6 protein-coding genes are annotated in these 25,903 nt (G+C 65.5%); all 6 read left to right on the top strand.

Features of this window, described 5'->3' with window-relative positions; all coding sequences use genetic code 11:
• Positions 1 to 14 precede the first annotated feature (14 nt).
• Entirely contained in the window at positions 15 to 1,526 is a 1,512-nt protein-coding gene (locus tag V6F88_RS08835; protein ID WP_332608976.1) for a hypothetical protein, read from the top strand.
• Between the two features lie 413 nt (positions 1,527 to 1,939).
• On the top strand, positions 1,940 to 3,541 hold the full coding sequence (locus V6F88_RS08830; RefSeq protein ID WP_332608975.1) for a TolC family protein: 1,602 nt from the start codon (positions 1,940 to 1,942) through the stop codon (positions 3,539 to 3,541).
• 20 nt (positions 3,542 to 3,561) lie between these two features.
• Positions 3,562 to 4,680 (top strand): efflux RND transporter periplasmic adaptor subunit, encoded by a 1,119-nt coding sequence (locus V6F88_RS08825; RefSeq protein WP_332608974.1) that lies wholly within the window; start codon positions 3,562 to 3,564, stop codon positions 4,678 to 4,680.
• An 84-nt stretch (positions 4,681 to 4,764) separates the two neighbouring features.
• Entirely contained in the window at positions 4,765 to 6,219 is a 1,455-nt protein-coding gene (locus V6F88_RS08820) for an efflux RND transporter periplasmic adaptor subunit (protein ID WP_332608973.1), read from the top strand.
• Positions 6,220 to 6,223: 4 nt separating this feature from the next.
• Entirely contained in the window at positions 6,224 to 8,380 is a 2,157-nt protein-coding gene (locus tag V6F88_RS08815) for an HlyD family efflux transporter periplasmic adaptor subunit (protein WP_332608972.1), read from the top strand.
• A gap of 250 nt (positions 8,381 to 8,630) precedes the next feature.
• A partial coding sequence (locus V6F88_RS08810; RefSeq protein ID WP_332608971.1) for a tandem-95 repeat protein occupies positions 8,631 to 25,903 on the top strand: 17,273 nt, incomplete at its 3' end.

Raw genomic sequence — 25,903 nt, 5'->3', positions numbered from 1 at the left:
CCTAAGAGCTTCCCATGACCGCAAGAGAATTCTTCGATGTATTGACTCAACATGCGGCAAGCACGTATCGGCCCGCGTTGATCGGATCACGGGCGTCGCTGTCCTACAGCACGTTCTGCTCCTATGTGCAGGAGCGCCGCGCCCTGTACGAGAAATTATCGGTCAAGGTGTTGTTGACGCTTCAGGACAATGCACCCTGGACGGTCGTGGACGATGTGGCGGCGTTGATGGCGAACATTGCCCACGTGCCGTTGCCGCCGCTTGCGTCGGACCGCATGTTGACGCGTGCGCTGGAACGCTGCGCGGTGGACACGGTGATAGCGCCGGGCACCATGGCCGCCAGGCTGCTCAGGCTGGGCATGCTGCAAGCCGTGACGCTGCCCGGTGGCGATGGCCTGTTCATCCGGCAAGTCGCGCCGTCGCCGCGCACCCTGCCGCCCGGCACCGCAAGAATCCTGTTCGACACCGAAGGCGACGACATGGGCCGCGGCATCTGCCTGAGCGCAACGGCGTTGCTGTCCACCGCGAAGTCCGTGGCGGGCGCGTTGGCGGATCGGGGCATCAAGCGGCACCTGATGACGCGGCCGCTGGCCACGTTGCAGGAGTGCGTCGTCGGCGCCTATGCCAGTTTGATCGCGGGCGCCACCTGCGTCGCCTTGCCCGGCAGCCACCTGGGCATGGACGCGATGGGCGTAGACCCCCTGGTCTTGCACGACGAGCTTGAGCATTACGGTGCGCAAAGCTTCCTGGCCACGCCACAGGCAATGGTTGATTACGCGACCTTCCTGCAGGACCGCCGCGCGCGCGCACCCGTGACCTTGCGCTGTGCATTGATCGACGGCCCCGCGCAAGAGCTTGGCGTACGGCGTCTGTTCGAGGCGGCCGGCCTGCCGGTCGTGCCGACGTTCTCGGTGCCGCAGGCGGGCTCGGTTGTCACGATGAACACCGACGGCGTGCGCCACGCAGGCTCGGCGGGCAAGACCCTGCCACACCTGCGCATGCGCGTGTGCGTCGGCGGCGAACTGGAAATTGAAGGCTCCGGATTTTTGGGTTATCTCGATGATGCCGCCACGAATCAATGGCTGCAAACGGGCAAGCATGGCGAGATCGATGTGGACGGCTACGTGACGCTGCTCGATCGCATGGGGCCCAGCATTGTGGCCACGCCGCGCATCGGCCCCGTGCAGGCGAATGCCGAACGCGCATTGATGGACACGTCGCTGTTCATGCGCGCCGTCGTGTTTCTCAAGCCCCGTGTCGGATGCTGCGCGGTGTTGTGGCTGTTGGGGCCCGCCTTGTCCGACGCGGAAATTCAGGCAGCCGTTGACCGCTGCAACGCGCGCCTGGACAAGCGCTCGAAGCTGGTGCGCTGGACGCTGGCCAAGGCGCCGTTCTCTTTCGTGTCGGGATTGGCAACGTCACGCGGACGGCCGCGCCGTTCGATGATCCTGCGCCTGCACGATCACGAGTTCAACGAAGCGATTGCCGAAGACGCTCGGCATGACGCGTTGATCTCGAACGCGTGATGGGCCTATCCGCCTTGCGCGGAGAGCGCCGCATCAATCCCGCAAATTCCTGACGCATTTGCCAAGCGGCGCAAGACTGTTGCGCCGTTTGGCATCCCGCGCACGCGCGCCATCGGCATTCCAAATCCCGCCCAAATTGCAGACCGTATCGAGCAAGCGAGAAGTTGTGTCGATTGCCGCAAAGTTATTTCCTTAATTTACCGTCCTTAACTATTGAGTCCGTAACCGGATGCTGCCGCCGCTCGTATTTACAGCTATGGGCCGCTCGTGCAGATGTTTCCGAGTCGGTTTCATACGAGTGATCTTTACGGTTCGGGAAGTTCAACCAGGCGGGTGAGCGCGGCGACTTCGTGCCGTGGCACAGGCGGATTCAGTCAGGGACGCACGCGATCGTGCGCGACAAGGGTAAGAACATGAGCACCATCGTAAGCCACTGCATCGGCGGCACGCGCCGGCAACATCTGGACAAGAAGGCCCGGCTGCGCGCCGTGGCAGCCTGCGTGTCGGCGGTATTGCTTGCCGGCTGCTCGGTACAGCCCAAGCAATTCGAAGCCGCCGAAAACCGCGACCGCGCCATGGACCTGATCGCGCGATCAACCGCCGACCAGGAACCCATCATGGGGCCGGTGGACCTGTATGAAGCGATGGCCCGCGCCATCAAATACAACCTGGACGTGCGGGTGGAACTGATGGGCGTCGCGCTGGCGCAGCGCGAGCTGGACGTCAAGCACTACGACATGCTGCCCAAGTTTGTGGCGTCGCTGGACTACTCGGGCCGCGATAACTATTCGGGTGGCGCCAGCCAGTCCTTGCTGACCGGGCAAACCTCCCTGGAACCGTCCACCTCGTCCGAGAAAAACGTTCTGCAAAGCAACCTGCAACTGAGCTGGGACGTGCTGGACTTTGGGCTGTCATACGTGCGTGCAAAACAAGCCGCCGACCGCGTCAACATGGCCGAAGAGCGCAAGCGCAAGGTGATGAACCGGCTGATTGAAGATGTGCGCACCGCTTACTGGCGCGCCGTCAGCGCCGAACGACTGCTGGGCAAGATCCGCGAACTGGAAGCCGCCACGCAGACCGCGCTGGACCTGGCTGCCGAGCAAGACAAGCTGGGCCTGACCGCGCCGTTGGCGCCGTTAAGTTACCAACGTGAAATGCTGGGCATCCGGCGCGACGTGCAGGCGCTGGGCCGCGAGCTCGGCGTTGCCAAGCAGCAGTTGGGCGCCTTGATGAACCTGCCTCCCACGACGCAATACACCATCGCGATGCCGCCGGCCATGGAAACCAACAAGCCGCTTGCGCTGCCCGGCATTGCGGACGAGCCGGCGGCATGGCTGCAAGTGGCCATCGAGAACCGCCCCGAACTGCGCGAGGTCGCGTATCAGCTGCGCGCCAACGATCAGGAGAACACCGCCGCGTTGTTGCGAGCGCTGCCCAGCCTGAAGCTGTTCGGCGGCTTGAACGCCAGCACCAACGACCTGCTCTACAACAGCAACTGGATCGGCTGGGGCGCGGTGGCCAGCTGGAACCTGCTGAATGTGTTCCGCCTGCCCGCCGAAAAGGCGCAGATCAAGGCCGAAGGCGATCTGCTGGACCAACGCCAGCTGGCGCTGACCACCGCCGTGGCGACGCAGGTGGAAGTCAGCCGCGCGCGTTACGCCTTGCGCCAGGACGAGTTGAACACGGCGCAGCGCTTCTACGACGTGCAGGCGCGCATTGAAGGGCAGATCGATTCGGGCTTCAAGGCCGAAAAACTCAGCCGTCAGACCTTGATCCGAGAGCAGATGAACACGCTGGTCGCGCGCGTGCGTTACGACCTGGCGCTGGCCGATCTGCAAAACGCCTATGCCAACGTGTTTGCGTCGCTGGGTATCGACCCCGTCGATACGACGATGAGCACGGCCGATCCGGTGCCGGCGCTGGCGAACAAGCTGCGCGCCATGTGGACGGCACGCAATGGCTACGCCGGCAACGAGCAGGACACGCGCGTGGCGGTTGCCGCGCCTGCACGCTAACCCACTACGCGGGAACCATCATGAAGAATCAAAGAACTTTTGCGCCGCGTACCGGCTGGCGCCGCCGTGTCTGGATGATGCCTTTGGTGGTGGCGTGCGCCACGGCCTGGGGCGCCGACCCGCCTGCCGACGGCGGATCGGCGCGCGGGGTGCTGCGCGCCACGGCCGAGGCGACGCTGTCGTCTTCCGTGTCCGAAAAAATCCTCAGCATGCCGCTGCGGGAAGGTGAACGGTTCAAGCAGGGCGATGTACTTGTCGCCTTCGACTGCCGCCGCCTGGAAGCCGAACTGCGCGCCGCGCGTGCCGGCGCCGCCGTGGAAGCGCGCAACGCCAAGGTGCAGACCGAACTGCTGCGCATGGCGGCCACGGGCCGCGCCGACGCCGATATCGCGCGCTTCAAGCAGCAGGAGCGCCAGGCGCAGGCCGACGTCATCCAGCAACGCATGGTGGATTGCAAAGTGGTCGCGCCCTATGCGGGCAGCGTTGTCGAAACGCTGGCGCGCTTGGACGAGACGCCGCCGCCCAACGAAAAGCTGATCTCTATCGTCAGTGATGGCCCGATGGAACTGCACATGGTCGTGCCGTCCAAGTGGCTGGCGTGGCTGAAGGAAGGGTCCAGCCTGGACTTCATCGTCGATGAGACGGGCGACGTGATGCCGGCCAAGGTCACGCGTGTGTCCGCTGCCGTGGACGCGGTCAGCCAGACGGTCAAGGTCGTGGCGCGAGTCGACCAGGCGCCGGTAGGCGTGCGGCCGGGCATGAGCGGACGCGCCACGCTGGAAGGCATCGCTGCCCCGCTGGCATCGTCACCCGCCGCCGGTACGCCGGGAGCCGGTATGCCCGCAGCCGGTATGCCCGCCGCCGGTACGCCCGGAGCCGGTATGCCCGGAGCCGGTATGCCCGCCGCCGGTATGCCCGCAGCCGGTATGCCCGGAGCCGGTACGCCGAAGAAGTCGCCCGTGCAAGCTGTCTATCAGGTGCCTGCCGGCAGTGGCGGGATGCCCGCCATCACGCCCATCCCGTCGGCGCAAGCCGACAGAGCGCCGAAAGCGTCGCTGCGTGTCGGCGCGCCGTCGGCTTCGCCGCTGTTCAGCGTCATCCAGGCCAGTGATTCGCCGATGAGCGGCCTGTCACGTTGAGGTTCCTGCCGGGGCATGCCCGCGTGGCGAGGTCGCCGCGCAACCAGCCCCGGCGATTGCGGTACCCGGTAAGGAGTGGTTTTCATGGCCCTTCATGTGGCGAGTTCCCGTAGCGGGCCGGCTGAACCGGCGACGGCAGGCGAAGCCGCGCGGCCCCGTCCCGCCGCGAATGCGCCGTCGGTGGCGGCGGCCGATCCGCAAAGCAGCACCAGCGCGCAGTTGATCCGTCTTGAAGGCGAGTTGCGCCGTTGCACCACGGCCGAGGCATTGTGGCAGCACCTGGCCAACGAGCCCGTGGCGTTGTTGCCCTTTGGGCAGGCGCTGGTGTTTGAAGGCGCGCCGGCTGGCCGCTGGCGCGTGGCGGCCATTTCCGGGTTGGCCAGTGTGAACCGCGACGCGCCGCTGGTGCGCTGGTACGAGAACATGGTGACCGAGTTGTGTCGGCCCCATCCGGACGCACCCGACCCGGTGGCGCTGCGGACCTTCGACGTGCAGGCCTACGCCGATCCCGACGACCCCTGTTCCGCTGACGCGGTGTTGACGTCGCTGCTGTGGGTGCCGCTGGCCGACGTGGGTCAGGCGCCGCGCGCGGGCTGGCTGTTGGCGCGCGACCAACCTTGGGATGACGCGCACCTGCGCCTGGCGGGACGCCTGGGCGGCGCCTACGCCCATGGGCTGTCCGCCATCGCGGGCCGGGCGCGGCCCGTCGCCGGCTTGCGCCGCCATCGTTCCAAGCTGATGGTGGGCGTGGCGCTACTGGCCGCCGTGCTTGCTTTTGTGCACGTGCCGCTGACAACGCTGGCGCCGGTGGAGGTCACGCCGCAGGATCCGTTCGTGGTGACGGCGGCGTTGCCCGCCGTCGTCGAACGCATCCTGGTGCCGCCGGGTGCGCAGGTGGCCGCGGGCACGCCGCTGGTGCAACTGGTGGACACGCAGCTGCGCAGCGACTACGAGGTGGCCATCCAGAAGGTGGAGGTGGCCCGCGCCAAGGTGCTTCGGCTGCAACAGGCGGCGGTATCCGACCCCACCGCCAAGCGCGAACTGGCCGTTGCTCAAAGTGAAGAATCGGTGGCGACGGCCGAACGGGATTACGCGCGCGCCATGTTGGCCAAGGCGGTGCTGCGCGCGCCGCAGGACGGCGTGGCGCTGTATGGCGACCCGCGCGACTGGCTGGGCCGTCCGGTGGCCGTGGGCGAAGCCATCATGCGCGTGGCCGATCCCAGCCGCGTGCAGTATCAACTGAAGGTGCCGGTAGCCGATTCGGTCAACCTGCAAGAAGGCGCTGCCGTGCGCGTGTTCCTGGATGCCGCGCCGCTGGACCCCCTGGACGCGCGAGTGGTGCGCGTGGCTTACCGCGCCGATGCCGACGCGGCCGGCGTGTCCAGCTACACCGTGCTGGCGCGTGTCAACGACCCCACCATCGCGCCCGAACGCCTGGGCCTGCGCGGCACCGCGCGCATCTATGGCGAACCGGTGTCCTTGTTCTACTACCTGCTGCGGCGGCCGATCACGGCGTTGCGCCAATGGACCGGAGTTTGACGCCATGGACGCCACCGCCCTGCTTATCGACGACCCTGAAGCCAGCCTGGACGCCCGCGTGCTGCCACCGCTGCGCCAGGACTTGCGGCTGATCCGCGACCAAGGCGGCACGCGTGCCGGTGAATGGGGCGGCAATTGGCGCATCCATGACCCGGCCGCGCACCGGTTCTTCGCCATCGACCAGGACACGGTGGGCATGCTGGCCCAATGGCATCAGGGCACGCTGGGCGCGCTGCGTTCCGCGGTGGCACGCAGCACCGGCCGCGCGCCCGACGATCAAAAGATCCTTGGCCTGATCGAATTCCTGCAACGCCACGAACTGGTGGCGCCAGCGGCCGGCGAAACCTATGCGCGCGTGCGTCAGCAGCGCGGCGCGCAAAAGCGTTCGCTGGCCACGCGCATGCTGCACGGCTACCTGTTCTTCAAGGTGCCGCTGGCGCGCCCCGATGCCTTTCTGCGCAGCACGCTGCCGCTGGTGACGCCCTTCTTTTCCCGCACCTTCTGGATATTGGCGCTGCTGCTGGGCTCGTTCAGCCTGTACCTGGTGTCGCGCCAGTGGGATGCCTTTCTGCATACGTTTCCGGACATGATTTCGGCCACCGGCCTGATCGCCTTCGGCCTGAGCCTGGCCTTTGTCAAAACCCTGCACGAACTTGGCCACGGGTATACGGCCGTGCGCCTGGGCTCGCGCGTTACCACAATGGGCGTGGCGTTCGTGGTGATGACGCCCATCCTGTACACCGACACCACGGACGCATGGCGCCTGCCGCGCCGCCAGCGCGTGCTGATCGACGGCGCGGGCATGGCCGTTGAATTGCTGGTGGCCGTATTCGCGACGCTGGCGTGGGTGTTCGTGCCAGACGGCCCCTGGCGCAACGTCGCGTTCGCTTTGGCCACCACGGGCTGGGTGCTGAGCCTGGCGGTCAACCTGAATCCGCTGATGCGCTTTGATGGCTATTACCTGTTCAGCGACCTGATCGGCATTCCCGGCCTGCAAGACCGTTCGTTCGCGATGGCACGCTGGTGGATGCGCGAACGGCTGTTCGGCTACGGCGATGAGCAGCCTGAACCCACCTACGGCCGCACACGCGCGCTTCTCATCGGCTTCGCCTACGCCACCTGGGTCTACCGCTTTTTCCTGTTCCTGGGCATCGCGCTGCTGGTCTATCACTACTTCTTCAAGATCCTAGGCATCTTCCTGTTTGCCGTTGAGATCGGCTGGTTCATCGCGCTGCCGATCTGGCGCGAGATGAAGGTCTGGGTCAAGCGTCGCCACGAAGTCGGCCGGCAGGCCTTCATCACGCTGGGCGTGTTGGTGCTGCTGGCGGCCCTGCTGCTGGTGCCGCTGCCCTACACCGTGCGCATCCCGGCCGTGCTGACCGCCACCGAACAGGCGCCCGCCTTCGCGCCGCGCCCCGCACGTCTGGAAGCGGTACGCGTGCGCCAGGGTGAAACCGTACGCGCCGGGCAGATCCTGATGGCGTTGAGCGCTTCGGAAATCGAACAGCAGCTGGTGGCCATCCGCGAACGCGAACGCCTGTTGAACGAAAGGCTGGACCGGCGCAGCGCCGACCGTAAGGACTTGTCCGAAACCCTGACGCTGGCGCGCGAAGTGCAGCTGGAACGCGACCGCGCCACCGGTCTGGAACGCGAACGATCACGGCTGGCGGTGCGCGCGCCGATCGACGGCGTGGTGGTCGAGCTGGCGCTGGAGCTTTCGCCGGGGCGGTGGGTGGACGAGAAGACGCGGCTGGCGATCATCGCCGCGCCGGGCAGCCTGGAAGCGCGCGGTTACGTCAACGCCGATGACTTGCGTCGCATCCGCGAGGGCGACAGCGGCGAATTCGTGGACGAACAGCGCCTGATGCCGGCGCGCGCCATCCAGATCGCGCGCGTCGGCGCGGCGGCCCATGACACGCTGGAAAACTGGATCCTGACATCGGCGCATGGCGGCGACGTCCCCGCGCGCCAGTTCGAAGGCCGGCTGCGCGCGGAACAGGCCGTGTTTGAAGTGGCCGCCAACGTCACCGACGCGTCGCGCGACGATCGTCCGCTGACCGAGTTTCGCGGCGAAATGCAGGTCCGAGGCGAACCCATCAGTCTGGCCAGCCGCGTCGTGCGGCGCGTGGTCAGCGTGCTGTTGCGGGAGGCCGGCGCATGACCCGCCTGAAATCTGTTCAACGCGCCGGTGGCGCGTGGCATGAATGTGGGGCGTTGCCGTCGGCAACGCCTGCCCTGTTCGTAGCAAGAAATTTGGCGGGCGCATCGACGCGCCCCGCTTCAGCGATCTCTGTGAGAGGTGTATTTTGAAAAAATCGTCCGCTTCGCGTTTCGGCAAGAAGACCTCGCAAGCCCTCGGCGCTCGCACGCTGACGTCGCGCCTCTTCCTCCAGGCTTTGGAACCTCGTGTCTTGCTGGACGCCGCGGTCGCCAAGACCGCGCAGGAGGCGGCGCACGCCGTCCCGGACGCGCCGCCCGCGGCCGAAACGCAAGAGCACGCGCAGCTGATCGCCGCCCTGGGCGCGGTGGAGCAGCACAAGGCCGCGCCGGCCGAGCCGCTGGTCGAGCGTAGCGAGGTCTACTTCATCGATCGCTCGGTGGAGCAGGCGGATGCGTTGGCGAAGGCGCTGCCGCCAGGGGCCGAGGTGCACTTCATTGAGTCCGGCGTGGACGGCCTGCGCTTCATCGCCGACACGCTGAACGGCCGTCACGACGTGGACGCCGTCCATATCCTTAGCCACGGTGAAGAGGGAACCCTGCAACTGGGCACGGCGACGCTGACGTTGGAATCCATGCAAGGCGAATACCGCGCTGAGCTGATGCAGATCGGCTCGGTTTTGAGCGCCGACGCCGACGTGCTGCTTTACGGTTGCGACTTCGGCAAGGGCGACCTGGGCGCGGCGGCGGTGCAGACGCTGGGCGTCATCACCGGGGCGGACGTGGCCGCGTCCACTGACTACACCGGCGCGGCGTCGTTGGGTGGCGACTGGACGCTGGAACGCACAAGCGGGTCGATCGAAGCCATGGCGGTGGCGGCACAGGACTGGAACCATGTGTTGCTGCCGCCGGTATTGGACCCGCTGCAGAACCTGGTCTACACCGGCTCGGAAGACTCCGGCGCGCCCGTCGGCGCGGTAGGCGTCACCGTTTCGACCTACACGGTGGGCCTGACCGACCTGGATCCGGGCGCGGTCAAGGGCATCGCGGTGATCGGCGCCACGACCACAAACGGTACGTGGTGGTATTCGTTGGACGGCGGCGCCAACTGGACCTCGGTGGGCACCGTCGGCACGACCAGCGCGTTGCTGCTGGCCGACACGCCGAACGCGCGGCTCTACTATCAGCCCAACCTGAATTTCAACGGCAGCGCCGGCAATGCGCTGACGCTGCGCGGCTGGGATCAGACGGCGGGCACGGTGGGCACCAAGGTAAATCCCGCCACGATTTCCGGCGCGGTGTCGACCGCCTCGGATACGGTGGCGATGTCGGTCACGGCCGTCAATGACGCGCCGGTGCTCAACGCGGCCACGCGTACCTTGTCGGCCATCAACGAAGACCTGAACGCCGGTGTGCCCGCGCCCGTGCCGACCGGCGCGGTCGGCTCGTCCGTCAACAACTTCATCGGCTCCACCTCGGATGTCGATGCCGGCCCGTTGACGGGCGTGGCCATCGTGGGCGCCGACACGGCCAACGGCACGTGGTGGTATTCGGCCAACAACGGCACGAACTGGACCCAGATGGGCACCGTGTCCGACAGCAGCGCGGTGCTGCTGGCCAACAGCGCCAACTCGCGCGTGTACTTCCGCCCCAACGCGGACTTCAACGGCACGGCCGCGCTGACGATCCGCGCCTGGGACCAGACCAGCGGCACCAATGGCGCGACGGCGGACGCCAGTGTCAACGGCGGCATCACGGCATTCTCGTCCGCCACCAGCGCGGTCACGATCACCGTCAGCGCCGTTGCGGACATCGTGGCGGACACCGCCACCACCGCCGAAGAAACGCCCGTCGTCATCAACGTGCTGGGCAACGATACGTTCGAGAACAGCGGGCGCGTCGTCACGGCCATCAATGGCGCGGCGATCACCGTGGGCGGGCCGGCGGTCAGCGTCAGCAACGGAGCCGTCGTGTTGAACGCCGACGGCACGATCACCTTCACCCCGTCACCGGATTATCCGGGCGCGGCGGCGTCGGCCAATACCGTCTTCAGCTACACGGCCACGTCGGGCGGCGTGACCGAGACGGCGAACGTCACCGTTACGGTGACGCAGGTGCAGGACGCGCCGCGCATCGATCTGGATGGATCGGCCGCGGGCGCGAACTACAGCACCCCCTACGACCAGATCACGGTCGCCATCGGCAAGCAAGTGACGGTCACCGACCCCGAAGGCAACAACCTGGCGTCGATGACCATCACCCTGGCGGGCGCAACCGCCGCGGACACCTTGTCGCTGGGCGGCACCGTCAATGGCATCACGGCCAGCTACAACAGCGGCACGGGCGTGTTGACGCTGACGGGTAACGCCGCGCTGGCCACGTACCAAACCGCGCTTGGCCAGGTCTATTTCACGACCACGTCGGGCTCGACCGCCGCGCGAACCATTTCGGTACAGGCCACGTCGGCCATTGCCCCCACGGCATCCAATGTGGCGGTCGCCACGATCACCGCCATCGACACGGACAGCGATGGCGTGGCCAATGTGGCGGATCTGGACGACGACAACGACGGCATCCTGGACACGGCCGAGACGCAGGTCATTCCGCCGTCGCTGATCGATGGTTCCATGGAGGGCGCCTCGGGCGTCGCGGGCACCGAGAACGACAGTCTGAACTTCAATATCAACGGCACCGGGTTTACCGAAGCCCAGGCCACGCCCGACACCTGGAAGGGAAGCTTCTCGTTGGCGGGGTCGGGCCAGTGGGCCGGCGCCATGAACGGCGTGCCCGGCGCGGCAGAGGGCCAGGTGTTCATGGGGATCTATAGCGGCTTCGTGGAAGAAGCCGCGCAAGTGATCATTCCCGTGTCGGCCGGCATACAAGTGGGCGACGTGGTGCGCATTTCGTTCCAGGAGATCTTTGGCGGCGTCAACGGCCTGACCCTGACCGGGATGCAGGCGTACTTCGTGGTCACCGTGGACGGGGTGTCGTATAACGCCGATACGCTGACCTACAACGGCAACAACTTCAAGACCTGGTCCAAGGGCGAAATCACGTTCACCGCCACGTCGAACGCGCCGGTCGTGGTGTTCTCCATTGCCCGTCCGGCCGGCGGCGACGGCGCCTATCTGGGTTTGGACGATGTGCAGGTCTACAAGGTCAGTTCGTTCAACACCGCCAACGATCACGACGGCGACGGGCTGATCGACCGGCTGGATCTGGATAGCGACAACGACGGCATCACCGACAACGTCGAAGCCCAGAGCACGGCCGGCTACAAGCCGCCCAGCGGCCAGGGCCTGGCCATGATCGACGTAGACGCTGACGGGCTGGATGATCGCTATGACGCCGACACTACCGGCGTCAACAAGACGACCGGGGCAGCCAGCCTGGGCCTGACGCCGGTGGACTCCGATGGCGACGGCACCAAGGACTTCTACGACGCGGACAGCGACAACGATGGCACGGCCGACGTAGCCGAGCGTGGCGACGGCCAGGCGACCTCGGTGACCAGCACGACGGACACCGACCAGGACGGCCTGCTGAACATCTTCGAACACGGTACCGTCAACGACGGCTTTGCCGTGCAGGACGGCAACGTCATCACCAGCGGCAGCGGCCTGACGGCCACCGTTACCGGCTTCACCCTGGCCGATGGCGACGGCGACATCCTGGCCAATGGCAGCAACGCCCAGGCCCTGAGCGCCGACCTGAACTGGCGTGACAACTTCGTCGGCATCGCCCCGCCCGTGGCGCAAGCAGATACCGCGACCGCCGTGGAAGACACGCCGCTGTCGGTATCGGCGGCGGCGGGTCTGCTGGCCAACGACACCTTCAACCGCAACGGCAGCGTTACCGCCGCCAGCTATGACAGCAACGCCGACGGCACGCCGGACACGGCGATCACGCTTGGCGTTGCGACCACGCTCATGCGCAACGGCGTCCCCACGGGCACATTCACGCTGAACGCCGATGGCTCCTACACCTTCAACCCGGCATCCAACTACGACGGCCCGGTGCCCGTGGTGCGCTACACCATCACCACACCGGGCGGCGCCTCCAGCGCAGACTTGTCGCTTGCCATCACGCCGGTCAACGATGCGCCGGTGCTGGCGGATACGAGCCTTACGGTCGTGGCGGTCATGCCGACCAACGGGGCGCCGAACAACCAGGTGGGCATCCTGGTGTCAGACCTGGTAGGCGGTATCACGGACGCCGACACGGGCGCGCTCAAGGGCGTTGCCGTGACGGCGATAAACAGCTCCGGCACGCTGTACTACTCGCTGGACAACGGAGACAACTGGACGCAGGTCACCACGTTGACCGAAGGTACGGCCCGCCTGCTGGCGGCCGACGGCGCGACGCGGCTGTACTTCCGGCCCAACTCCGGCGTCCTGGGCAATGTGGCCAGCGCGCTGACCATCCGCGCCTGGGACCGAACCAGCGGCACCAACGGCGGTACGGGCGACGCGACGGTCAACGGCGGCTCGACCGCATTCTCGACCGCGACCGACACGATAGCCATGCGGGCGAACACCGCGCCCGTGCTCAATACCTCGTTGGATCTGCTTTACACCGGCAACGAGGACGCACCCGCACCGGTCGGCGCCGTGGGGGTGCTGGTTTCCCACTTCACGGCCGGCCTGACAGATGCGGACGCAGGCGCCCTCAAAGGGGTTGCGATCATCAGCATCACCGGCACGCACGGCGACTGGTGGTTTTCGCTGGATGGTGGCGCCACGTGGGCGGCGATGGGCGCCGTGTCGAGCAGTAACGCGCTGCTGTTGCCCGACTCGCCGGACGCGCGCATCTACTACGTGCCGGATGCCGGCTTCACGGGCGATGCGACCATTGAAATGTCCTTGCGCGGTTGGGACCAAAGTTCCGGCACGGCGGGCACCAAAGTCAGTATCGGTACGTCAAACGCGTTCTCAAGCGTCAGTGACTCCGTCGTCGTCTTCATCACGGACATCAATGATGCGCCGGTGTTGAACGTGGCCACGCGCACGCTGGCGACGATCAACGAAGACTTGAATGCCAGCGTGCCCGCGCCCGTGCCCACGGGCGCGGTCGGCACGTCAGTCAACAACTTCATCGGCTCGACGTCCGACGACGACAGTGGCGCGCTGAGCGGCGTGGCCATCGTGGGCGCCGACACCACCAACGGCACGTGGTGGTATTCGACCAACAACGGGGCCAACTGGACCCAGATGAGCGCGGTGTCCAACACCAGCGCCCTGCTGCTGGCCAACAGCGCTAATTCCCGCGTGTACTTCCGCCCGAACGCGGACTACAACGGCACGGCCTCGCTGACGATCCGTGCCTGGGATCAGACCAGCGGTACGAACGGCGGCACCGCGGACGCCAGCGTCAACGGCGGCGCCAGCGCCTTCTCCGGCGCGACGGGTTCGGTCGGCCTGACCATCAACGCCATTGCCGACATCACGGCGGACACGGCCACCACCGCCGAAGACACGGCGGTGATCATCAATGTGCTGGGCAACGATACCTTCGAGAACAGCGGCCGTGTGGTGTCGGCCATCAACGGCTCCCCGATCACCGCAGGCGGCGCGGCAGTGGCCGTCACCAACGGCTCGGTGGTGTTGAACGCCGACGGCACGCTGACCTTCACGCCAGCCGCCGATTATCCGGGCACGGCGGCCTCGGGCAACGTCGTATTCTCGTATACGGTCACCACCGGAACCATGACCGAGACCGCCAACGTCACGGTCACGGTGACGCAGGTGCAGGACGCGGCGCGCATCGACCTGAATGGCGCGACCGCCGGTTCGAACCACAGCGCGACGTACGACCAAACCACCGTCGCTATCGGCAACCTGGTGTCGGTCACCGACCCCGAGGGCAATAACCTGGCCTCGATGACGATCACCTTGTCGGGCGCCACGGCGGCCGACACGCTGGCGCTGGGTAGTGCCGTGGCCGGCATCACGGCCAGCTACAACAGCGGCACCGGCGTGCTGACGTTAAGCGGCAACACCACGCTGGCCAACTACCAGACCGCGCTGGGTCTGGTCACGTTTACCACCACGTCCGGCTCGACCGCCGCGCGCACCATCTCGGTACAAGCCACGTCGGTCGCGGCGCCTACCGCGTCCAACGTGGCGGTTGCCACCATCACACCGCTGGATACCGATGGCGATAGCGTGGCCAATGTGGCCGACATCGACGACGACAACGACGGCATCCTGGACATCAACGAAACCAACAGTACCGACGCCGATGGCATCGTTGACCGCCTGGATCTGGACAGCGACAACGACGGCATTACCGACAATGTGGAAGCGCAGACCACGGCGGCCTACAAGCCGCCCAGCGGCCAGGGCGTGTCGATCGTTGACGTGGACCAGGACGGCCTGGACGACCGCTATGACGCCGACACCGTCAGCGGCAGCAGAAAAACGGCCGCCGCCAGCCTGGGCCTGACTCCGGTTAACACCGACGGCGACGCCCTGGCCGACTATCGGGATACCGACAGCGACAACGATGGCACGGCCGATGTGGCCGAACGCGGCGATGGCCAAGCGACCTCGGTGACCATTACCACGGACACCGACCAGGATGGTCTGCTGGACATCTTTGAACACGGCACCGTCAACGATGGCTACGCGGTGCAGGACGGCATTGTCAACACCAGCGGATCGGGTCTGACGGCCACCGTCGTGTCGTTCAACCTGGCCGATACCGACCTGGACACGGCGGTCAACGGCAGCAACGCCGTACCGCTGACGCGCAACTTCAACTGGCGCGACAGCGTCAACGCACCCGTCATCGATCTGAATTCGACGGTGGGCGCGGCGGACGGCACGCTGACGTACAGCGGCACCCAAACGGGCGCCGGCGCCGCCGTGAACGTTGCGACGGGCACGGCCGACGTCACGGATTTTGGCGACAACGACATCCAGCAGCTGGCCATCACCGTATCCGGCGTGCAGGACGGCGCCAACGAGGTCATCACCCTGGGCGGCGCCAGCTTCGCGCTGAACGCGTCGTCGTCGAACACGGTGACCGTCAATAGCGTGGTCCTGCTGGTGAACTACACCGTCGCCGGTGGCTTTGTGATCACGCGCAACGGCGGCGGCGTCATCGCCGATACGGTGCTGGACACCCTGGTGCGCGGCGCGACCTACCGCGATACCTTGTTGTCCGCTACGGCCGGCGCGCGGCTGCTCACCTTCACCGTGACCGACACGGGCGGATCCGTGTCGGCCTCGGCGGTATCGACCATCGTGGTGGCGCCGGGCAACCGCCCGCCCGTGCCCGCCGACCCGGCGGTCCCGGGCCAGACCTTCAACGCGGGCACCGGCAACTATGCCGTCAGCGCCACGGAAGACACGGCCTTCACCGGCCGCGTGTCGGCCACCGACCCGGACAACGACACTCTTGCCTATGCGGTGTCGACGCAACCGACCCACGGCCTGGTCATCATCAACACCTCGACGGGCGTCTACACGTACACGCCGTCCGTCGACTACAACGGCAGCGACAGCTTCGTGGTCACGGTGTCGGACGGCCACGGCGGCACGGTGCAGTCCACGGTGAGCTTCACCGTGGCGGCGGTAGCGGACATCGCCAACGACACGATCACGACCAATGAAGACACCCCGGTCAACATCGCCGTCAACGCCAACGATACCTTCGAGGACGCCACGCATGCGATCACCGCCATCAACGGCGGCGCGGTGGTGGTCGGTACGCCGGTGACGGTCAGCAACGGTTCGGTGACGCTGAAGGCGGATGGCACCCTGGACTTCGCGCCCGCCGCCAACTACAACGGCGTGGCCAGCTTCACCTACACGGTGACATCGGGCGGCGTTACGGAAACCGCCACGGTGAACGTCACCGTGACGGCGGTCAACGACCTTCCGGTCCTGGTCGACCCGGCGGTCGCGGGCCAGGTATTCAACCCCGCCACCGGCGGCTACGCCGTCAGCACCCTGGAAGACGCGCCCGTCAGCGGCCGGGTATCGGCAACCGATGTGGACGGCAACACCCTGGCCTACACGGTGTCCACGCAGCCCGCGCATGGTTTGGTGACGATCGACGCGGCAACGGGCGCCTACACCTACACGCCCACCGGCGACTACAACGGCAGCGACAGCTTCGTGGTGAGCGTCAGCGACGGCAATGGCGGCCTGCTGCAAAGCACCGTCTCGGTGACCGTCTCGGCGGTGGTGGACATCGCCGGCGACTCGGTCACCACCGACGAAGACACGGCCATCAACATTGCCGTACTGGCCAACGACTCGTTCGAAGGTTCCAGCCCGGCGATCACCGCCATCAACGGCACGTCCGCCGTGGTGGGCACGCCGATCGGCGTCGCCAATGGATCGGTGACCTTGCTGGCCAACGGCACCTTGAACTTCCTGCCGTCGGGCAACTACAACGGCACCACCAGTTTCACCTACACGGTCAGTTCGGGCGGCGTGACGGAGACTGCAACGGTGACGGTCAACGTTACCCCGGTCAACGATCCGCCAGTGCTGCTGGACCCGCGCGTTGGCAATCAAGCGTACGACCCGCTGACGGGCAACTACCAGAACTCCACGCAGGAAGACGTGGCCATCATCGGCCAGATCTCGGCGCTGGACACCGACGGCAACCCGGTGACCTACACCGTCAGCACGACACCAACCCATGGCGCGCTGGTCATCAACGCCACGTCGGGCGCCTACACCTATACGCCGACGGCGGATTTCTACGGCACCGACAGTTTTGTTGTCACGGTGTCGGACGGCTTTGGCGGCGTCTTGCAAACGACGGTCACCATGACGGTGTCGGCGGTGGTGGATATCGCGGGCGATACGATCACGACTAACGAAGACACGACGGTGAATATCGCCGTCAATACAAACGACACCTTTGAGAATGCCGGCCACGCCATCACGGCAATCAATGGCAGCGCGGTTGTTGTGGGGACGCCGATTGCGGTGAGCAACGGTTCGGTGACCTTGAAGGCCGACGGAACCTTAGACTTTGCGCCGGCGGCCAACTACAACGGCTCGACCAGCTTCACGTACACAGTGACGTCGGGCGGCGCGGTGGAAACGGCAACGGTCACCATCACGGTAACGCCCGTGGCGGATGCGCCGATGGTGGTGGACCCTGCTGTTCCCGGCCAGACCTTCAACCCGGCGACGGGCAACTACGCGACCTCCACCGTTGAAGATACGGCCGTCATTGGCCAGGTGTCGGCGGTGGATGGCGACGGCGACACGTTGGCCTACAGCGTTGGGACTGCTCCCGCGCATGGCACGGTGACGGTGAACCCGGCGACGGGTGCCTATACCTACACGCCGACTGCCGACTACTACGGTAGCGACAGCTTCGTCGTCGCGATCTCCGATGGCACAGGCAACGTCAGCCTGTCCACGGTCAGCGTCACGGTGTCGGCAGTGGCGGATATTGCCAACGATTCCGTCACTACGAACGAAGACACGGCGGTCAATATCGCCGTCAATGCCAACGACACCTTCGAAAACGCCGGGCACGCCATCACGGCGATCAATGGCAGCGCGGTGGTCGTCGGTATCCCGATTGCGGTATCCAACGGTTCGGTGACGTTGAAGGCTGACGGCACGTTAGACTTCGTACCCGCAGCCAACTACAACGGCTCGACCAGCTTCACCTACACCGTCACTTCCGGCGGTGTCACCGAGACGGCCACGGTCAATGTCACGGTGACCGCCGTGGCGGATGTACCCATGACGGTGGACCCGGCCGTTCCGGGTCAAACCTTCGACCCGGCCACGGGCAACTACGCGACCACCACCGTGGAAGACGCGGCCGTCGTTGGCCAGGTGTCGGCGGTGGACGGCGACGGCGACACGTTGGCCTACAGCGTTGGGACTGCCCCCGCGCATGGCTCGGTCACCGTCAACGCCACGACGGGCGCCTACACCTACACCCCGACGGCCGATTACTACGGCAGCGACAGCTTCGTTGTCGCGATTTCCGATGGCAACGGCAACATCACGTTGTCCACGGTCAGTGTCACCGTCTCCGCGGTGGTGGATATTGCCAACGACACGGTTACGACTAACGAAGACACGACGGTGAATATCGCCGTCAATGCCAACGACACCTTCGAGAATGGCGGCCACGCCATTACGGCAATCAATGGCAGCGCAATGGTGGTCGGAACGCCGATCGTGGTGAGCAACGGTTCCGTGACGCTCAAAGCCGACGGCACCTTGGACTTCGCACCCGCAGCCAACTACAACGGCTCGACCAGCTTCACCTACACGGTCACTTCCGGTGGTGTCACCGAGACGGCCACGGTCAATGTCACGGTGACCGCCGTGGCGGATGTACCCATGACGGTGGACCCGGCCGTTCCGGGTCAAACGTTCAATCCGGCCACGGGCAACTACGCGACCACCACCGTGGAAGACATGGCCGTCGTTGGCCAGGTGTCGGCGGTGGATGGCGACGGCGACACGTTGGCCTACAGCGTTGGGACTGCCCCCGCGCATGGCTCGGTCACCGTCAACGCCACGACGGGTGCGTATACCTACACGCCGACGGCCGACTACTACGGCACCGACAGCTTCGTCGTCGCGATCTCCGATGGCACCGGCAACATCAGCCTGTCGACGGTCAGCGTCATGGTGTCGGCGGTGGTGGATATTGCCAACGATTCCGTCACCACGAACGAAGACACGACGGTCAATATCGCCGTCAACACCAACGACACGTTCGAAAATCCTGGCCACGCCATCACGGCGATCAACGGTAGTGCAGTGGTGGTCGGTACCCCGATTGCGGTGACCAATGGTTCGGTCACCTTGAAGGCCGACGGCACCTTGGACTTCGCTCCGGCTGCGAACTACAACGGCTCGACCAGTTTCACCTACACCGTCACTTCCGGTGGTGTCACCGAGACGGCCACGGTCAATGTCACGGTGACCACCGTGGCGGATGTACCCATGACGGTGGACCCGGCCGTTCCGGGTCAAACGTTCAATCCGGCCACGGGCAACTACGCGACCACTACCGTGGAAGACACGGCCGTCGTTGGCCGCGTGTCGGCGGTGGATGGCGACGGCGACACGCTGGCCTACAGCGTGGGAACGGCGCCCGCACATGGTTCCGTGACCGTCAACGCCACGACGGGGGCTTACACGTACACGCCGACTGCCGACTACTACGGCAGTGACAGCTTCGTCGTCAGCATCAGCGACGGCACGGGCAACGTCACGCTGTCCACGATCAGCGTGACCGTGTCGGCGGTGGTGGATATCGCCAACGACTCGGTCACCACGAACGAGGACACGACGGTCAACATCGCCGTCAATGCCAACGACACGTTCGAAAATCCTGGCCACGCCATCACGGCGATCAACGGCAGTGCAGTGGTGGTCGGGACGCCGGTCGCGGTGACCAATGGTTCGGTGACCTTGAAGGCCGATGGCACGCTGGACTTCGCGCCGACCGCCAACGACAACGGCTCGGCCAGCTTCACCTACACCGTCACTTCCGGTGGTGTCACGGAGACCGCCACGGTCAACGTCACGGTCACCGCCGTGGCGGATGCGCCGATGACGGTGGACCCCGCCGTGCCGGGTCAGACGTTCAATCCGGCCACGGGCAACTACGCGACCAGCACCACCGAGGACACGGCCGTCATTGGCCGGGTGTCGGCGCTGGATGCCGACGGCGACACGTTGGCCTACAGCGTTGGGACCGCGCCCGCGCACGGCACGGTAACGGTCAATGCCACGACGGGTGCTTACACGTACACGCCGACGGCGGACTACTACGGCAGCGACAGCTTCGTTGTCGCGATCTCCGATGGCAACGGCAACATCACGTTGTCCACGGTCAGTGTCACGGTAACGGCGGTGGTGGATATTGCCAACGACACGGTGACCACCAATGAAGACACGACGGTGAATATCGCGGTCAACGGCAACGACACCTTCGAGAACGCGGGCCATGCCATCACGGCTATCAATGGCAGCGCGGTTGTTGTGGGGACGCCGATTGCGGTGACCAACGGCTCGGTCACGTTGAAGGCCGATGGCACCTTGGACTTCGCACCCGCTGCGAACTACAACGGCGCCACCAGCTTCACCTACACGGTCACATCCGGGGGAGTGACGGAGACGGCAACCGTTACGGTCACGGTCACCGCCGTGGCGGATGCGCCGATGACGGTGGACCCTGCGGTTCCGGGCCAAACCTTCGACCCGGCTACCGGCAACTACGCCACCAGCACTACTGAGGACACGGCCGTAACGGGTCAAGTCTCGGCGGTGGACGGCGACGGTGACACGCTGGCCTACAGCGTCAGCACGACTGCCGCTCACGGCACGGTGACGGTCAACACCACAACCGGCGCCTACACCTACACGCCGACGGCGGATTACTACGGCGGCGACAGCTTCGTGGTGTCGATCTCGGACGGCAACGGCAACATCAGCCTGTCCACGGTCAGCGTTACGGTCTCGGCGGTGGTGGACATTGCCAACGACACGGTAACGACCAACGAGGACACGACGGTCAACATCGCGGTCAACGGCAACGACACCTTCGAGAACGCAAGCCATGCCATCACGGCGATCAATGGCAGCACGGTTGTTGTGGGGACGCCGATTGCGGTATCCAACGGTTCGGTGACGTTGAAGGCCGACGGCACGTTGGACTTCGCACCCGCAGCCAACTACAACGGATCGACCAGCTTTACCTACACGGTGACCTCGGGCGGTGTCACCGAGACGGCCACGGTCAATGTCACGGTGACCGCCGTGGCGGATGTACCCATGACGGTGGACCCGGCCGTTCCGGGTCAAACCTTCGACCCGGCCACGGGCAACTACGCGACCACCACCGTGGAAGACACGGCCGTCATTGGCCGGGTATCGGCGGTGGATGGCGACGGCGACACGTTGGCCTACAGCGTTGGGACTGCCCCCGCGCATGGCACGGTCACGGTGAATTCAGCAACGGGCGCCTACACCTACACCCCGACGGCCGATTACTACGGCAGCGACAGCTTCGTGGTGTCGATCTCGGACGGCAACGGCAACATCAGCCTGTCCACGGTCAGCGTCACGGTGTCGGCCGTGGTGGACATTGCCAACGACACGATCACCACAAACGAGGACACGACGGTCAATATCGCCGTCAACACGAACGACACGTTCGAAAACGCCGGGCACGTCATTACGGCGGTCAATGGCAGCGCGGTGGTGGTCGGTACCCCGATTGCGGTGACCAATGGTTCGGTCACCTTGAAGGCCGACGGCACCTTGGACTTCGCTCCGGCTGCGAACTACAACGGATCGACCGGCTTTACCTACACGGTGACGTCGGGCGGCGCGGTTGAGACGGCAACGGTTACCGTCACCGTGGCGGCGGTCGCGGATGCGCCGATGACGGTGGACCCGGCCGTACCAGGTCAGACCTTCGACCCGGCTACCGGCAACTACGCCACCAGCACCACCGAGGACACGGCCGTCATGGGACGGGTCTCGGCGGTGGACGGCGACGGCGACACGCTGACCTACGGCGTATCGACCACCGCCGCACGCGGCACGGTTACGGTGAATTCAGCAACGGGCGCCTACACGTACACGCCGACGGCCGACTACTATGGCGCCGACAGCTTCGTCATCAGCATCAGCGATGGCACCGGCAACATCAGCCTGTCGACGGTCAGTGTGACGGTGTCGGCGGTCGTGGATATTGCCAACGACACGGTGACCACCAATGAAGACACGACGGTCAACATCGCTGTCAATGCCAACGACACCTTTGAAAACTCCGGCCACGCCATCACAGCCATCAATGGCAGCGCGGTGGTGGTCGGCACGCCGATTGCGGTGGCCAACGGCTTGGTCACGTTGAAGGCCGATGGCACCTTGGACTTCGCACCCGCTGCGAACTACAACGGCGCCACCAGCTTCACCTACACGGTCACTTCTGGTGGTGTGACGGAGACCGCCACGGTCAACGTCACGGTCACCGCCGTGGCGGATGCGCCGATGACAGTGGACCCCGCGGTTCCTGGTCAGACCTTTAACCCAGCCACGGGCAACTACGCGACGACCACAACTGAAGACACGGCCGTCATTGGCCGGGTGTCGGCGCTGGATGCCGACGGCGACACGTTGGCCTACAGCGTTGGGACCGCGCCCGCGCACGGCACGGTAACGGTCAATGCCACGACGGGTGCTTACACGTACACGCCGACGGCGGACTACTACGGCAGCGACAGCTTCGTTGTCGCGATCTCCGATGGCAACGGCAACATCACGTTGTCCACGGTCAGTGTCACGGTAACGGCGGTGGTGGATATTGCCAACGACACGGTGACCACCAATGAAGACACGACGGTGAATATCGCGGTCAACGGCAACGACACCTTCGAGAGCGCGGGCCATGCCATCACGGCTATCAATGGCAGCGCGGTTGTTGTGGGGACGCCGATTGCGGTGACCAACGGCTCGGTCACGTTGAAGGCCGATGGCACCTTGGACTTCGCACCCGCTGCGAACTACAACGGCTCCACCAGCTTCACCTACACGGTCACATCCGGGGGAGTGACGGAGACGGCAACCGTTACGGTCACGGTCACCGCCGTGGCGGATGCGCCGATGACAGTGGACCCGGCCGTACCAGGTCAGACCTTCGACCCGGCTACCGGCAACTACGCCACCAGCACTGCTGAGGACACGGCTGTCACCGGACGGGTATCGGCAGTGGACGGCGACGGCGACACGCTGACCTATGGCGTATCGACCACGGCCGCGCACGGCACGGTGACGGTGAACCCGGCAACCGGTGCCTATACCTACACGCCGACGGCCGACTACTACGGCGCCGACAGCTTCGTCATCAGCATCAGCGATGGCACCGGCAACATCAGCCTGTCGACGGTTAGCGTTACGGTCTCGGCGGTGGTGGACATTGCCAACGACACGATCACGACCAACGAGGATACGACGGTCAACATCGCGGTCAACACCAACGACACCTTTGAAAACGCGGGCCACGCCATCGCAGCCATCAACGGCAGCGCGGTGGTGGTCGGTACGCCGATTGTCGTGAGCAACGGTTCGGTGACGCTCAAAGCCGACGGCACCTTGGACTTTGCGCCGACGGCCAATTACAACGGCTCGACCAGCTTCACTTACACCGTCACATCCGGTGGTGTGACGGAGACGGCCACGGTCAATGTCACGGTGACCGCCGTGGCGGATACGCCGATGACAGTGGACCCGGCCGTACCAGGTCAGACCTTCGATCCGGCTACCGGCAACTATGCCACCAGCACCGTTGAAGACACGGCCGTCACCGGCCAGGTCTCGGCGGTGGACGGCGACGGCGATACGTTGACCTACAGCGTATCGACCACGGCCGCGCATGGCACGGTGACGGTGAACCCGGCAACCGGTGCCTATACCTACACGCCGACGGCCGACTACTACGGCGTCGACAGCTTCGTCATCAGCATCAGCGATGGCACGGGCAACGTCAGCCTGTCCACGGTCAGCGTTACGGTCTCGGCGGTGGTGGACATTGCCAACGACACAGTAACGACCAACGAGGACACGACGGTCAATATCGCCGTCAATACGAACGACACCTTTGAAAACACCGGCCACGCCATCACGGCGATTAATGGCAGCGCGGTTGTTGTGGGGGCGCCGATTGCGGTATCCAACGGTTCGGTGACGTTGAAGGCGGACGGCACGTTGGACTTCGCACCGGCTCCGAACTACAACGGTTCCACCAGTTTTACCTACACGGTGACCTCGGGCGGGGCTTCCGAGACGGCCACGGTCAATGTCACGGTGACCGCCGTGGCGGATACGCCGATGACGGTGGATCCCGCTGTTCCGGGTCAGAGCTTCGACCCGGCCACGGGCAATTACGCGACGACCACGACTGAAGACACGGCTGTCATTGGCCGGGTGTCGGCGGTAGATGGCGACGGCGACACGCTGGCCTATAGCGTGGGGACGGCGCCCGCGCATGGCTCCGTGACGGTCAACGCCACGACCGGCGCCTACACCTACACCCCGACCGCCGACTACTACGGTAGCGACAGCTTCGTTGTCGCGATCTCCGATGGCAACGGCAACATCACGTTGTCCACGGTCAGTGTCAGCGTCTCCGCGGTGGTGGATATCGCCACCGATTCGGTGACGACCAACGAGGACACGACGGTCAACATTGCCGTCAATACGAACGACACCTTCGAAAACGCGGGCCATGCCGTCACGGCGATCAACGGCAGCTCGGTTGTTGTGGGGACGCCGATTGCGGTATCCAACGGTTCGGTGACGTTGAAGGCTGACGGCACGTTGGACTTCGCACCCGCAGCCAACTACAACGGATCGACCAGCTTTACCTACACGGTGACCTCGGGCGGTGTGACGGAGACGGCAACCGTCACTGTCACAGTCACCGCCGTGGCGGATGCGCCGATGACGGTGGACCCGGCCGTACCAGGTCAGACCTTCGATCCGGCGACGGGCAACTACGCCACCAGCACTACTGAGGACACGGCCGTCACGGGCCAGGTCTCGGCGGTGGATGGGGACGGAGACACGCTGACCTACAGCCTTGGCACCTCACCCGCGCACGGCACGGTGACGGTGAACCCAGCGACGGGTGCCTACACCTACACGCCGACGGCCGACTACTACGGCGGCGACAGCTTCGTGGTGTCGATCTCGGACGGCAACGGCAACATCAGCCTGTCCACGGTCAGCGTTACGGTCTCGGCGGTGGTGGACATTGTCAACGACACGGTAACGACCAACGAGGACACGACGGTCAACATTGCCGTCAATACGAACGACACCTTTGAAAACGCCAGCCACGCCATCACAGCCATCAACGGCAGCGCGGTTGTTGTGGGCACGCCGATCGCCGTGGCCAACGGTTCGGTGACGTTGAAGGCCGATGGCACCTTGGACTTCGCACCCGCTGCGAACTACAACGGCGCCACCAGCTTCACCTACACGGTCACTTCTGGGGGCGTGACGGAGACGGCGACGGTCACTGTCACGGTCACCGCTGTGGCGGATGCGCCGATGACAGTGGACCCGGCCGTACCAGGTCAGACCTTCGATCCGGCTACCGGCAACTATGCCACCAGCACCACCGAGGACGTGGCTGTTACCGGCCAGGTCTCGGCGGTGGACGGCGACGGCGATACGTTGGCCTACAGCGTTGGGACTGCTCCCGCGCATGGCACGGTGACGGTGAACCCGGCAACCGGTGCCTATACCTACACGCCGACGGCCGACTACTACGGCGGCGACAGCTTCGTGGTGTCGATCTCGGACGGCAACGGCAACATCAGCCTGTCCACGGTCAGCGTCACGGTCTCGGCGGTGGTGGATATTGCCAACGACACGATCACGACCAACGAGGATACGACGGTCAACATCGCGGTCAACGGCAACGATACTTTCGAGAACGCAAGCCACGCCATCACAGCCATCAACGGCAGCGCGGTTGTTGTGGGCACGCCGATCGCCGTGACCAACGG

This window comes from Achromobacter sp. ESBL13 (assembly GCF_036668755.1).
GTDB lineage: Bacteria > Pseudomonadota > Gammaproteobacteria > Burkholderiales > Burkholderiaceae_B > Achromobacter.
This window is presented reverse-complemented; position numbering and strand designations above follow the sequence as displayed.